Annotated in this window: 12 protein-coding genes; 3 read left to right on the forward strand and 9 right to left on the reverse strand. The window is 45.7% G+C overall.

What is annotated here, in order from left to right:
• Positions 1-2: 2 nt before the first annotated feature.
• Positions 3-1,163: a Gfo/Idh/MocA family protein gene (locus LDX50_RS30125; RefSeq protein WP_225700027.1), complete on the reverse strand. Its 1,161-nt coding sequence runs from the start codon at positions 1,161-1,163 to the stop codon at positions 3-5.
• Between the two features lie 162 nt (positions 1,164-1,325).
• On the opposite strand from LDX50_RS30125, the gene LDX50_RS30130 reads away from it, so the two are divergent.
• Positions 1,326-2,648: an MFS transporter gene (locus tag LDX50_RS30130; protein WP_225700028.1), complete on the forward strand. Its 1,323-nt coding sequence runs from the start codon at positions 1,326-1,328 to the stop codon at positions 2,646-2,648.
• 1 nt (position 2,649) lies between these two features.
• Here the strand turns inward: LDX50_RS30130 and LDX50_RS30135 are convergent, their stop codons facing one another.
• On the reverse strand, positions 2,650-3,810 hold the full coding sequence (locus LDX50_RS30135) for an MFS transporter (RefSeq protein WP_225700029.1): 1,161 nt from the start codon (positions 3,808-3,810) through the stop codon (positions 2,650-2,652).
• Between the two features lie 47 nt (positions 3,811-3,857).
• On the opposite strand from LDX50_RS30135, the gene LDX50_RS30140 reads away from it, so the two are divergent.
• Positions 3,858-4,112, forward strand: coding sequence for a SemiSWEET transporter (locus LDX50_RS30140; RefSeq protein WP_225700050.1), 255 nt, complete (start codon positions 3,858-3,860; stop codon positions 4,110-4,112).
• Positions 4,113-4,163: 51 nt separating this feature from the next.
• Entirely contained in the window at positions 4,164-4,964 is an 801-nt protein-coding gene (locus tag LDX50_RS30145; protein ID WP_225700030.1) for a hypothetical protein, read from the forward strand.
• On the opposite strand, the gene LDX50_RS30150 is transcribed toward LDX50_RS30145, so the two are convergent.
• From LDX50_RS30150 to treF, 7 genes are all read right to left on the reverse strand, one after another.
• On the reverse strand, positions 4,961-5,509 hold the full coding sequence (locus tag LDX50_RS30150) for a hypothetical protein (RefSeq protein WP_225700031.1): 549 nt from the start codon (positions 5,507-5,509) through the stop codon (positions 4,961-4,963). The genes LDX50_RS30145 and LDX50_RS30150 overlap by 4 nt on opposite strands.
• Positions 5,510-5,574: 65 nt before the next feature.
• Positions 5,575-6,486, reverse strand: coding sequence for an ROK family protein (locus LDX50_RS30155; RefSeq protein WP_225700032.1), 912 nt, complete (start codon positions 6,484-6,486; stop codon positions 5,575-5,577).
• A 113-nt stretch (positions 6,487-6,599) separates the two neighbouring features.
• Positions 6,600-8,564 (reverse strand): amylosucrase, encoded by a 1,965-nt coding sequence (locus LDX50_RS30160; RefSeq protein ID WP_225700033.1) that lies wholly within the window; start codon positions 8,562-8,564, stop codon positions 6,600-6,602.
• Positions 8,564-10,216, reverse strand: a complete 1,653-nt coding sequence (locus tag LDX50_RS30165; RefSeq protein WP_225700034.1) for a glycerol-3-phosphate dehydrogenase/oxidase — start codon at positions 10,214-10,216, stop codon at positions 8,564-8,566. The genes LDX50_RS30160 and LDX50_RS30165 overlap by 1 nt, the downstream gene beginning before the upstream one ends.
• Positions 10,209-11,702, reverse strand: coding sequence for a glycerol kinase GlpK (gene glpK, locus LDX50_RS30170; protein ID WP_225700035.1), 1,494 nt, complete (start codon positions 11,700-11,702; stop codon positions 10,209-10,211). The genes LDX50_RS30165 and glpK overlap by 8 nt, the downstream gene beginning before the upstream one ends.
• A 21-nt stretch (positions 11,703-11,723) precedes the next feature.
• A complete protein-coding gene (locus tag LDX50_RS30175; RefSeq protein ID WP_225700036.1) occupies positions 11,724-13,412 on the reverse strand; it encodes a sodium:solute symporter in 1,689 nt (562 codons plus the stop codon).
• 25 nt (positions 13,413-13,437) lie between these two features.
• On the reverse strand, positions 13,438-15,063 hold the full coding sequence (gene treF / locus LDX50_RS30180) for an alpha,alpha-trehalase TreF (protein ID WP_225700037.1): 1,626 nt from the start codon (positions 15,061-15,063) through the stop codon (positions 13,438-13,440).
• Positions 15,064-15,068 lie beyond the last annotated feature (5 nt).

Genomic DNA, 15,068 nt, shown 5'->3' on the forward strand with positions numbered 1-15,068 from the left:
TTTTAATAGATAAAGGGAATCCATATGCCACCAGCATTGGAGGATTCCACTACTTTTTCAATAAATGCCATCCCCCGAACGCCATCTGAAACTGTTGGAACATCCAGCAAATCGGGATCTGGAGTTGTATTATTCAGACGTGCCCTGAGTTGATGCGCGAAATTTTTATAAAGATTGGCAAATGCTTCAATATATCCTTCCGGATGGCCCGCGGGAGTACGGATATTTTTCTGTGCAACCGGCGACAGTTCTCGATCGGCTCCGGCGCGCAGAAGTTCTGCGGGTCTGTCCAGCCATTTCAACCATAAAGAGTTGGGATCTGAATGGCTCCACTCCACACCTCCTTTTTCTCCATATGCGCGAATCTTAAGGTCATTTTCTTCTCCGGCAGCAATTTGGGATGCCGTTAACACACCAGTCGCGCCATTATCAAATTCCATTAGTACCGCGCCATCATCATCGATCGGCCGGCCTTCAACAACAATATTGAGCTGGGCACATAATCGCTGAATGCGCAGGCCGGTAACGAACTCCACCATATTCTCGGCATGTGTGCCGATATCTCCCATACAGCCACTGATACCACTTCTTGCCGGATCCGTTCGCCATGAAGCTCCCTTATGTCCAGTTTCTTCCTTTCTCCGGGAAAGCCAGCCCTGGGGATATTCCACATATACCTTGCGGATTTTTCCAAATTCACCAGATTTAATCATATGCCGGGCATGTTTAATCATAGGATATCCCGTGTAGGTATGTGTTAATCCAAGAAGCAAGCCACCTGATTCCACCTGGGATTCAAGGGATTTCGCCTCATCCATTGAAAGTGCGAGTGGTTTATCGATCATTACGTGAAACCCATGTTTCAGCGCCAGTGCTGCAGGAGCATAATGGACATGATTAGGGGTTACGATCGAAACAAAATCCATCCGCTCACCTTCAGGAAGGGCAGCTTCAGCCAGTATCATCTGTTCAAAATTCTCATATATTCTGTCGGAAGGCAGATAGAGGCTCTCACCAGTTTCCCGTGACTTTGCCGGGTTGCTGCTGAAGGCCCCGCAAACCAGCTCAATTTGTCCATCGAGATTCGCCGCCATACGATGAATGGCACCAATAAATGCATCCTTGCTGCCTCCCACCATTCCCATTTTTAACTTTCTGTTCATGAAAAAAGATCATAATTGGTTGATCATTTAAATTAACAAGAAATTACCTAAAGCTGCCATTATTTTATTTCGCAATCGTTTTCGGATGATGTAATGTTGTTCATTTGCGTTTTTTAAATCATATTGTGCAAAATTTTTAATCAACAATTTCCCGTACAACCTATGAACACTGAATTAAAAGAGAACAGGAATCGCTTGTTTATAGCCAGTTGCCTGGCGCTTGTGGTCACCTCACTTACATTTGCCCTTCGGGCGAAAATCGAATTCGTTTTCGGAGCAGATTACGGTCTTACAAAAGAAGAGGTGGGACGTGCATTCGGACCGGCATTCTGGGGCTTTACACTGGCCATGTTCGTTGGCGGGTTGATTATTGATCTTGTTAAGACAAAGACCGTGATCTGGTTTGCCTTCGCCATGCATCTGATCGGGCTCATCACACTTATTTTAGCCCGGGATTATACCATGCTCTTTCTGGCCAATGTTTTCATTGGACTTGGAAACGGAAGTGTGGAAGCGGCGTGTAATCCGCTCGTTGCCACTATCTTCCCTGATCAAAAGACCCGAATGCTTAACAGGTTCCATGTATGGTTTCCCGGCGGTATCGTAATTGGAGGTCTGCTGGCCTGGATCCTGATGGATAATCTCAACCTGAGCTGGCAATTACTCACCGGATTGTTATTCATTCCTCTGGCCCTGTACGGATTTCTGTTTTTTAAACAACGAATTCCGGAGACAGAACGGGTTATGTCTGGCGTTAGCTATAAGGAGATGCTTCGAAACGTTTCTGCCCCCTATACGATCATTGCCACTGTATTGCTCATGATCCTGATCGCAGCGGGATGGATTGATTTTGACCTTTCATCCAATACCACACTTGTTGCCCTGGGTGTAATTGTGATTCTTGTCTTCATTGAAGGAAAAGCCATCAATAAAATGAGTTTACTACTCCCCTTCATGGTGTTCTGTATGTTTCTCACGGCCTCCACTGAGTTGGGAACGAATCAGTGGATCAATGCATTGCTGGAAAGGAGTGGCATCAACCCAATGATCATCCTGGTTGTAATTACCGGACTGATGGCAGTTGGACGGTTTTTTGCCGGACCACTCGTACATCGCCTCAACCCAACGGGAGTTCTGCTGGGTTCAGCCATCATTTCACTGGGTGGATTATACGCATTAAGTGTTTCTGAGGGAGCACTGATGACCATGTCTTCAGCGATCATCTTTGCTATTGGCGTTTGTTATTTCTGGCCAACCATGCTTGGCTTTGTTGCCGAGTATGTTCCTGATTCAGGCGCGCTCGGTCTGGCGATCATGGGAGGTGCCGGAATGGTCGCCACTTCACTTGTTTTACCTATCATGGGTGAATCCATCGATACGGCCGGCCCTCAAATGACACTTCGTTATATGACTGTCCTTCCTGCCATTCTCGTTGTGCTTTTCATTGGCTTATTAATCTACATGCGGCGGAAAAAAGCCGAATAAATCACTTTACAGAAGGGAAACTGAATCTGGCCAGAATCAATGCTAAAAATGTGAGGAACATCAGCAGCATAAAGCTTCTGGTCAGATCCTGGAATTCCGCGACAATACCTATCGCTACGGGACCCAGTAAAAATCCCGCGTATCCTGCGCTGCCAACAGAGGCAATCCCATAGGAAGAGGATACTCCGGGCATGGAACCTGAAATACTGAATAAAACAGGCACCACTGAAGAAAACCCGACACCTATCAGTGCAAAGCCTCCCAAAGTAGCGATCAGTCCTCCCGTAAGAGTCAGGAAGAATCCACCCAATGCGATCAGACATCCGAGGATCAATACCTTCTGTTGTCCCAAAATGGAGGAAAGTTCATCTCCATAAAAGCGTCCTATCGTCATCGTGAATGAAAAGGCGGCATATCCAAATCCGAGAAGGTGGGCTGGAGCATGTACCACATCATCCAGAAATATAGCACTCCAGTCGGCAATTGATCCTTCTGCCATCATAATGCAAAATCCGATGATCGCCAGTGGCAACAGTGGGCCTTTAGGAATGGCAAACAAGGCTTCATTTTCATTATTATGATCATCCCTTTCATTTTTAATTACTGGTCTGATGACCAACAAATCAATGAGGATGACCACGGCTGCTGTGGCTACCATCTGGGTAGCCATTCCAATTCCAACGCCGGCGATCAAACTTCCGAGTGAAGCCCCGATGATGCCCCCGAGACTAAAAAATCCGTGGGTTGTTGACATGATTTTTACCTTGTCCCTTTTCTCGAATATACTCACCACAGAATTCATGGATATATCTGTAAAACCCATCGTAAAGCCAAAAAAGAAGAGACTGACACACAGTGAGATATAGGTAGTTGCGAGTAATGGAAAAATGGAGGTGACAGAAAGCAGCAGCAGGCTGATTGTCATTATCCTTCCTTCTCCGAACCTCCGGTTCACGCTATGACTCATGAGCATAGCGGCGAGTGCTCCGGAGGGAATAAAGAAAAGAGCCAGACCGATCTGGCCTTCGGAAAGACCAAGTTTATCGCGCACATCAGGCAGACGGGTAACCCAGAAGGCGAAGAGTATACTCATCAATAAAAACGTGAGCCCCACACTCCGGTATTTCGCAGAACGAATGTATCGCAACAGTTTTCTGAGCATCTTAGGCTGACTTTTTGCTGAAAATATACCTATCTTGCAAATTCATGATGAGCATCGAAATTCTAGGACTTACTGCTGGTTTTCTCACTACTGTCGCTTTCGTTCCACAAGTGATTAAAACATGGAAAACACGTTCCACAAAGGATATTAGCCTTAACATGTTTCTTCTTTTTTGTACTGGTGTATCCCTCTGGCTCATTTATGGCATCATGATTGGTAGTATCTCCATAATAATTTCGAATATACTTACATTGATATTGGCATTATCAATTTTGTTTTTTAAAATCCGCTATCGCGATTAACTTGACAGGTATATTCATGAATGTTTAGATTGTCTTAATTTGTTGTGCTTTATGAAACGTTTTATTTTCACCCTTCCTGTCCTGATGTTTGTCTCATCGGTACTGAATGCACAGGATTGCAATCCTTGCGTGGCTATCGACAAACTCCAGATCATCTCTCCCATAAATTCTGCGGATACTCTTGCCCAGTTGAACGCAGGGACTAGAGTTGGTATGTATATCCAGATCGACAATGCCTCCATTTTGGGAATATCCCCGGATTATACCCGCATACTTGACTTCTCTGATGACAAAAAGGCGAATTTACTGCGAAAAGGAGAAACCATTGAAAACTATTTTGAAGATTATATTGCACAGCATTCAAAGAAGGATAAAGTGCTGGATTTTGTGAAAAATGGTTTTGATTTCAGTACAACTTCATTAAGCGACGATCATCACTCCATCGCCATTGATATTAAATCATTGGCAAAGCCCACAAATGGGGCGCAAACATTATATCTTGAAGGTCAGGTTGGTTTGTATATCGACGCCAACGCAACCGAGGAAGTACTCGCAAAAAATGTTACCCTGAAAAAGGATCAGCCCACCACGATCACCGTGCGCGACCGTGAAATAACCTTTTCTTATATGCGCTCAGAGACGTCGGGGCCATTAACCACGCACATCTTCAGATACGATTCAAACCTGCCCGTACTAGGCATTTCGGAAAGCGCTTCACGTACACCCGCAGAGCAAATTGCCGTACAACAAGTGGAAGTATCAGGCTTTGATAATATTCAGCTGATGGTTGAGGTGCCAAAAGTGGACATCAAAGAAATCCCTTTCACCATTCGATTCGGTTTGGGTCTTTAAAAACGCTTCCCCACACCCAGTCCGAACGAAAATGTATCATATGCATTCCGACGGACATCGTGAAAAAACACAGGGTGAAGATCCCAGTTATTTCCGATCTCAACCTCGTATTCAATGCCAATCCTGGTAACAAAGAAATTTTCATGGGATTCCAGCTCTGCACCCGGACCAAAGTATACTGTTAATCCCTTATACACATTAAAGATCAGATCGAATGTCACCAATACCGGGTAGTCCCGTTCTATAATAATATCGTTTTGCTCCACTACCTGAAAGTGCAACAGTTCCAGGTCATTATGTAATCCGACGGCAAACCTTCTGCTGAACCAATACTCAATATCCAAACCGAATGATGGCAGAATAGCTACGTCTTTACCCACACGGGTATCTTTCGGGAGATATGTATGACCAATCGACGCAGTTAACCGCAATGGACGTCGCCTCGCTTCCCCTGATTCCTCCTGGGAAACCGCCGGGAAGGAGCCGTAAAACAAAAAAATGGATATGAAAACCCCCTTAATTAACCGGATAATCTGATTATTCATGCAACAAAGCTACCGTCAATTGGAATCTTGCAGTGTTACATGAGTTACATAACGCGGGATCGGGATTAAATTGTTAGCAGTGCTGCCCCGAACACTCCGGCACTATCCCCAAGCTTTGGCCTCACAATCCGCGTTTCCAGGTAAGTATTAAAAGCAAACTTTGTGGCCGACTTTACTCCGCGGTCATAGATATCATCAATGTTTCCAACTCCGCCTCCGATCACAATCACTTCCGGATCCAGGATATTGATCACCGACGCTATGCCTTTACCAAAAAAATGTACCAGTCGGTCAATGGTTTTCTCAGCGAAGGGATCATTCAGTCTGTTTGCAACGATATCACGCAATCGCTTTTTTTCTCCCGAGATGGATTCATAGTATCGTTCCAGAGACGGACCAGCAAGAATCTTCTCAACACATCCTGAGTTTCCGCAATAACATGCACCCCCGGACTCGTCAAGAAAATTATGCCCCCATTCGCCGGCTATTCCCTGATGACCATTGATCACCCTGCCGTTGACAACGACACCTCCGCCAACGCCGGTACCCATAATCACACCGAATACGATCTGTGCGTCCGGCTTAACGTCCTGAACTATACCTAGCCGTGCCTCAGCCAGTGCGAAACAGTTCGCATCATTTGCCATAACAAATTTCACCCCTTCCCTCCTTTCCAGATCCTTCCAGAGAGGTTTCCCATTTAAATGAGTAGAGTTACTGTTCTTTAGCAAATGGGTATACGGGTCTGTGGTACCTGGTGTTCCGATTCCAACCGCATCAGGTTCAAGACCAGTCTCACTTTTCATTTTTTCAAGCAGGTGCAATATTCTGCTTACCACATGCTCATATCCCTGCTCTGCTTCCGTATCGATTCTAATGCGGCACAAGGGTTCTGTGAGTTTGTCCCTGTCAAGAACAACACCTTCAATCTTGGTACCTCCAAGATCAATACCCCAAATATGTGATTTATTCGACATGTTGAATTTTCAGATTACACCCGGTGCCTGACAAAGCAAGGCATCCCTGATGCATAATATAAATTATCGGTGCGTTTCTAAAGATAGAAAGAAATACCTAAAGGAAAATCAAATCAACCCTCTGTGGATTCAACTGGAACACTCTTTTTGAGCCAGAGAATGTCATAGGGAGCAAGTATGAACCCCTGTTCACTTACCGCCGGTTCCTTTTCGGTAAGGCAATCGATCAAACCATACAGATCCATTCGCAAATAATGCAGGATACCAGCGTTAACGATCTGCTCGTGTTCAGTAAGGTTCGCAATTACCAGCAATTTATCATCACCCTGCCCTTTACGCGAATAGGCCAGTACATGCTCATTGGATGGGTCTATCAATTCAAGATTACTATGATCTGCGAGTATTTCCAGTCCACCGCGTACGCGAATCTGGTGTTGAATGCCATGGAAAATCCGCCCTTCATCAGTAGAAATATCCCTCCGCTTCTCTGATCTTTCCCAATCAATCACCGGACGATGTACCCAACGGTTATCATCCATCTTTTCGGGTTGGGTAAGAAAGGAATAATCATTCAGAGTAGCCAGTTCATCCCCATAATATAGCATCGGAATACCTCCCCAGGCCATGATAACTCCGTGCATCATAAGTATTCTTCGAATAGCGAGATCCCTAAGTGATTCGTCCTTCAGCTCTATTGCCGCTTCCAGGCCGGCCAAAGAAGCCAGACTTCCGGATATCCGGGCATCATTTGTTTTGGGGTTTACCATGAAAGGCAACCCTTTCGCAAAAGAACCCTCAAATTTTCCGGTATAGAAATTCACCATAAATTCCCGGTGCGGCGTTGGTGAGAATCCGGAAAGTTCAATATGCCGGTTATCGTATCCTAACCCGATATCATCATGACAACGCAAATAGTTGATCCAGCTGGTTCCGTTTGGTTTAACCGGAATATCATGAACGGCATGATATAAAATCTTATTGCTGCGTGTGGCAACTGCATCCCACAGCAGGGCCATCAGGCTGGCGTTATACGCCATATCGCATTCATTGCTCCAGACATCACTTTCTCCAAAATATTTCATGATTTCCTGGGGAGCCACAATGGCTTCTGCCAGGAAGGCTACACCGGGAGCAACTGCCTGGGTACAAATTTTAAACAGTTTAAGAATCGCATGCGCCATCGGGAGATTTTGGGAATTTGTCCCCATCTGTTTCCACAGGAATGCAACTGCATCCAGCCGAAATATATCAACTCCCCAGTTGGCCTGGACCAGCAGAATATCCAACATCTCCCTGAAAACATCCGGATTGGTATAATTGAGATCCCACTGATAGGAATTGAATACCGTCATCACCCATCTTTTCATTTCCTCCGACCAGGTAAAATTCCCAGGCGCATTTTCAGGAAATACTTCCGGCAGACTTTGTTCGAAGAGATCCGGAACAGTACGTTCTTCAAATGTATAATAATAGTTGCGGTAATGCTTATCTCCCGATTTCGCCTTCTCTGCCCACTCATGTTCATCGGAGGTATGATTTACCACCAGGTCAACCATCAGGTACTTGTTGCGTTTACGCATGGCAGACGCCAGGTGTATGAGCTCTTTATTCGATCCAAAGCGCGGATCAACCGTCCGGTAATCACTTACGGCATAACCTCCATCGTTCTTCACTTGAGGAGCAGTCAGGAAGGGCATCAGATGAATGAGATTTACATTTAATTCATCAAAATAATCCAGCTTTCCTTCAACCCCCCTGATATTTCCGGCGAATCGGTCAATATAGAGCATCATCCCGCAAAGATGAGGGTGCAGATACCAGTCCGGATTCTTTTCCCGGTTCTCATCAATTTTCTTCAGGGCATCGGGCCGTTCATTAAAACGGTCTGCCATTACCAGGATAAGTTCATAGAACTTCTTTTCGGCATCTTTATGGTTGCCATAAATATGCATGAAAGCCTCATGCAGATCCTGAAAAAGAATTGAAAGCCGGAATTCAAAGTCCTCCGAGGACCTGCCTGCTTTTCTCAACTTGCGCAGAACGCGGCGCAACAAGTGAAGTGCCAATGGGTTGTACATCAGGTAAAATTAGATACTTCCTCAATATTTCTGCGTATTTCCTGAATTTCCTCATTCAGCCTGTCATCATCCCAATTCAGATTTTTCGCCATGACCTCTGCAACCCATTCATATCCCTGGCGAACACTCCCGATATCGAAGTAAAGCCTGCCTGTCCTGCGAATAAAAAAATCACATAGCGTATGTGTAAGCTCAAATTCCATGCAATACCTGACCTCTGCTTCCAGCAATGCATGCAGCCCTTTGGAATTAGCTGATTTCAAATTTTCAATGATCGTATCTGTCTGTTTTCCATAGTTGCTGGTCAGATACCAGGCATCATATTCACCTAGCCCAAACGGTAAAATGGCATCACCAACCCTTCGCTGATAGATGTTTACTTCTTCCGCATTTTTGAATGCCGCCCCACCTAAGGGAATGTGATCCGTTTGAACATCGGCAAGGCCGGCATCCTCATGATCCTCTTCGAATTTTTTTACCAGGATATTAACAATCCGCTCTCCCATCTTCCTGTAACCGGTCAATTTTCCCCCGGCCATAGACAGCAATCCTGTTTCAGATTCAAAAATCTCATCCTTTCTTGATAATTCTGAAGCCGACTTTCCATCCTCATGGATCAACGGTCTCAATCCAGCCCAGCTGCTTACAACATCGGCGCTCGTTAAATGCACGGAAGGAAACGTATTATTCACCGCATCAAGCAGGTATTCCACGTCTTCCAGATTCGTTAATACATGATTTTTATCGCCGGAATAATCTGTATCGGTAGTACCCACGTAGGTCACCTGCCCCCTGGGAATCGCAAAGATCATACGACCATCAGGTACATCAAAATAAACTGCCTGACGAACCGGGAGCTTATCATGGGGAATTACGATATGAACCCCCTTGGTCAGGTGCAGACGCTTGCCCTCCAGGGAATCATCCTTATCACGTAGTTCATCCACCCACGGACCTGCCGCGCTTATTACATAGCGCGCGCTGATATCAAAAAGGTCCCCTGAAGCAACATCCCTAACATGAGCGCCGTTAATTGTACCTTCATCATAGGTGAAATCAAGTACCTGCACATAATTAATACAGTCGGCACCAAAAGCACAGGCAGTCTTGATAACTTCCACTGTAAGCCGTGCATCATCGGTACGGTATTCAGCGTAAATTCCGGACCCTTCCAGGACTTCCGGGTCAAGCAGCGGCTCTTTGAGAAGCGTTTCTTCCTTCGAAAGCATCTTTCTCTGATCAGCACTTTCTACACCCGCAAGCACATCATAAACCATTAGCCCGAGCGATGTGGCAAACTTCCCAAATGTTCCTCCCTGGATTAACGGCAGCAGCATTTTTTCTGAACGGACCAGGTGCGGCGCTAGTTTATGGACAATGGCTCTTTCTCTTCCCACTTCCCGTACCAGTGCAATTTCAAATTGTTTCAGATATCGGAGACCCCCATGTATGAGCTTCGTTGACCGGCTGCTGGTACCGGATGCAAAATCATTCATCTCAACCAGTGCTACTGAAAACCCGCGGCTGGCAGCATCGAGTGCAATCCCTGCACCGGTAATTCCACCGCCGATCACCAGCACATCATAATCGGTTGATTTCAAATTCCGGATAATCTCATCCCGATCCAGTCTTTCCAGTTCTATATCAGTCATCTTCAACCCAGTTCATGGTTCGTTTTACAGCTTTCTGCCATTGCCGGTATAGTTTGTCGGCCTGCTCCTTTTTCATCACAGGCTCAAATACAGCGTCCAGTTCGCGGTAAGCAGATAATTCATCGAGCGTCCATAACCCGCATCCAAGACCGGCAAGATATGCAGCACCCTGGGCGGTAGATTCAATTACAGCCGGCCGCTCGACATTTACCTGAAGAATGTCGGCCTGAAATTGCATGAGATAATTATTGGCTACAGCTCCCCCATCAACCTTCAGTGACTTAAGCTCATAACCTGCATCCTTCTGCATGGCAATGATAATGTCCCGGGTCTGATAGGCAAGCGATTCAAGCGTTGCCTTTACCAGATGCTTATAATTAGTATCTCTGGTAAGTCCGAATACAGCCCCCCTGGCGTACATATCCCAATATGGGGCACCCAGCCCAACGAATGCAGGAACCATCACAACGTCATGTGCTTCGATGACATCCTTTGCCAGTTGTTCTGTTTCAGAAGCTTTCTCGATTATTTTAAGACCGTCCCGAAGCCATTGTACTGCGGCACCTGCAACAAACACGCTGCCTTCCAGCGCATAGTTGAACTTTCCATCCAACGCGATCCCTACGGTGGTGATCAATCCGTTATCTGAAAGCTGCATCTCTTTTCCGATATTCATCAGCATGAAACACCCGGTGCCGTAGGTATTCTTGGCCATCCCGGCCTCAAAACATTGCTGCCCGAACAACGCGGCCTGCTGATCACCCGCAATACCTGTAATCGGGATCATATGTCCCTGATATTCGAAATCACCAAAATGTGCGGCACTGTTTTTCACCTCAGGCAAAAGTGAAGGCGGAATGTTAAGTACTTTTAGCAATGACTCATCCCAGCGATGATCCTGAATATTGTAAAACATTGTACGGCTGGCATTGGTCATATCCGTCACATGCTGCTTTTTACCCGTCAGGTTATACACAAGCCAGGAATCCATGGTCCCGAACATAAGCTCTCCCTTTTCGGCCCTTTCACGGGCACCTTCCACATTATCCAGAAGCCAAATTATTTTTGTTGCAGAAAAATAGGCATCGATCACGAGCCCAGTGGAATCCCTTACCTTGGTCTCTAAGCCTTTTCGCTTAAGTCTTTCACAGTAATCGGAAGTCCGGGTATCCTGCCACACCAGGGCATTATGGATGGGTTCACCTGTGTTCCTGTCCCAAATGAGTGTGGTCTCCCGCTGATTGGTAATCCCGATCGCGGCAATATCAGAAACGTTTTCAACATGCTTCGCAACGAGGTCTTCAAAAACCTTTAACTGGGTCTTCCAGATCTCATTGGCGTCATGCTCTACCCATCCGGCTTTTGGATAGATCTGACTGAATTCCTGCTGTTCAATTGCCACTACATTCGCGAGTGCATCAAAAAGAACTGCACGCGAACTAGTCGTGCCCTGATCAAGCGCAATAATGTACTTTCCTGATTTCATGTCTTTTAATCTAAATGAAACTTACCAGAACCAGATTACAATGAAGGCCGTCAGTATTAATAATAACACCGACAGAACTCTGTAGTTCTTATACCATGGAAGTCCTTCCAGTTCCTTGGTTTCTGCCGTATAAATTCTTCTGTTCCAGGTGAGATCATCCACTTTTTCAGCTGCCGGAGGAGCACCTGCGTTACTGATGATGAAATTTAATCCGGCACATATCACAAACAGAATAGGTACCTGGAGAAGGAAGTGAATATTGGTCAGACCGGGCGCAATGTCATTAGACTTCATGATGATTATTACGATTGCCAATCCATATGAAAGCAGCAGGCTGTAGAAGGCTCCATTCGCATTGGCGCGCTTGTAAAAAAGCCCCATCACAAAGGTCGCCACGATAGGAGGTGCAATATAAGTGAGTACCAGCTGGAGATATTCCCATAACGACGAAGCAACGGTTTCAATCATCGGCGCCCATGCGGCGGCAAGAATTACAAGTACCACAGTGGCAATCTGACCAACACGAACCAGTCCCTTGCTGCTCATGCCAGGTCTGATCTTGGATACAAAATCCATGGTTATGAGTGTCGATGCCGAGTTGAGGGTAGCTGATATACTTGATGACATGGCTGCAAGAAGTCCGGCAATCACCAGTCCGAGTATCCCCGTGGGCAATAATTTATAAATCAGCACTGGATAGGTCATATTCGGACAATCCTCAAGGTTTTCACAGATCACCTGTACACCAGCAGCATTATCAATTTTATAATTCAGGAAGCTGACATCCAGGTCCTGGAACAATACAATAGCCATTACACCGGGTATGACCATGATAAAGAGAACTGGCAGCTTCAAAAGACCCGCAAACAAGGCGCCCCATCGCCCATGATCCAGATTTTTTGCGGAAAGTACGCGTTGTACCATGAACTGGTTATTTGCCCAGAAATAGAATCCCAGCAAGGGCACACCGAGAATAAGGCCTGTCCAGGGCAAATCCGGATCGGAAGCCGGCTTAACAAGGCTCAAAACCTCCTCCGCATTTTTTCCTTCGGGGGCTAATGCATTCACCCCGTCTATCATTCCCTGCCATCCCCCTACTTCCACAAAACAGAAATAGGTAAGCAGCATCGAACCAAAAATCAGCAGGATGGCCTGAATTACCTCTGTATGAACCACCGAAGAAAGTCCCCCGGGAATGGTGTAAGCCGCTGCGGCAAATGCCAGGAAGGATATAATGATCCATGATTCCACTTCCGGAAAAATAATCTTCAATATCAGGTTGCCTGCATACAGACCTGATGCTGTATCGATAATCACATTTCCAATGATGGTAATGGTAGAAAAAAGATAGCGTGAACGTGAATCATAGCGACGTTCAAGAAATTCCGGCATGGTATATACCTTTGAACGCAGGTAAAATGGCAGAAAGAAAATTGAAAAGAATACGAGCACGACGGCCGCCATCCATTCATAGTTGTAGACTGCGACATTCGTCTGGTATGCATCTGATGCGAGCCCGATCAGCGTGTTACTTCCAATGTTGGCAGCAAATAAAGATATACCGACAATGGGCCAGACCATATCACGACCAGCCAGGAAATAATCCTCAGAACTCTCCTTTTTACCTTTACGGATACCGTACCATACGATTCCGACCAGATAAACGATAATAATTGTAAGGTCAATTCCACTCAGACCAATGCTTTCCATGTATTAGGGTTTTAATTCGACTTAGCTATTCATCTCCCCTCATTTCATCCACCATCTCTTTCTCTTCAAATATTTTCATCATGGCAAGCGCCACACCGTTTGTCCATCCAAACCCGTCCTGCAGCGCATATTCACCTCCGCCCGCCAGCAGACTGATATCTACAACATTATATTTCTCCATCATTTTACCGGTAGCCTTGAATACTTCCTCATTTCGGGACAGCCAGCGTTGTGCGCCTTCGTTTCCCAGGTCATTGTACTCATAATTGTACAGTCCATTGATGGTAATCCACTGTAACGGAGCCCACCCGTTGGGCCAGTCCCATTGCTGACCGGTTTTATTAAGGGTCGTGACAAAGCCGCCATCCTGCAGGAACTCTCCCTGAAGCCGCTCCATAACTTTCTTCGCCTTTGCTTTGTCTGCAATCTTAAAATAAAGCGGAAAAGATGCAGCGAGGGACAGTACTCCCGTACCCCTGTCATTTACAAAATCATAATCAATGTAAAAGCTGCTTTCATCATCCCATAAGTATTTGTTAATCGCCGCTTTTCGGTCAGTTGCCTTCCCCAGGTAGTATCTTGCCCGTTCCTGATCTCCTTGCCAGTCATATCCCTGTGCGAGTTTCAGTTCAAGGAAATAGAGCAGGGCATTCAGATCTACCGGCACGATATCAGTCGTATGAATGGTAGCAATTGAATTATGATCAGCAAACCAACGTGAACTGAAATCCCATCCACTCTCAGCACCGGCCCTCAGATGTCTGAACTTTTCCTCCGCTCCTGCCGACTCATTACCGGTCGAGACTATTTCTTTGGCTACAATCACGTCCTCCTTATAGGACTCAGGCCTGGGAAGTGGAAAGTCATCCCAATATCGATTTAATATGGTTCCATCCGGCATCTTCACGACACGCCTGACAGCCTTACCGGGTTTGGTAAGATTATCTGAACCCGACATCCAGAAATCATATTCCTTTTGCATTTCGGGAAGAAATGAAATATAAAGGTCGCGGTTATTACTCGCCAACAGGTCAACCATGCACGAAAAGAACGGCGGTTGTGATCTTCCAAGATAATACGCCCTGTTTCCGTTCGGAATAAAACCAATTGTATCAATAAGATAAGCAAAATTGCGAACCATATTTTCTGCCAGATCACGTCGCCCGGAAACCATCAGTCCCTCCATCGTAAAGAAACTGTCCCAGTAATAAATTTCGCGGAATCTGCCACCAGGCACTACATATGATTGGGGTAGTGCAATCAAAGAAGACAGGGATGAAACCTGGTCCGGCTCCCTTGTGAGATGCTCCCATAGGAGGTTTATGTGTTCCTTCATCGAGCGGGAAGTGTCTGACTCAAATGAGGACAGTACTCCACCAGGGATTTCAAAATTCTCTTCTAAAAAAGACTTTAAATTAAAGTCGGCGCTGCTTTTTTTCGAGTTGTAATCCGTCAGGATCTCAGACAATGGCCTTTTCGCCGTACAGTCGGTAAATGTCTTGGAATCCGGAAAAATGGATTCAGTCTGAACCTGAATAAAGAGATCTGATTTATAAAATTCACTCCACGAAACTTCTTTTTTTTCGGCTGTATCTGAAGTACAGCCGGATGTTATCAGTATTACCAGTAAAGCGAATTTGTATAATCTCATATATC

This window comes from Fulvivirga sedimenti (assembly GCF_020328055.1).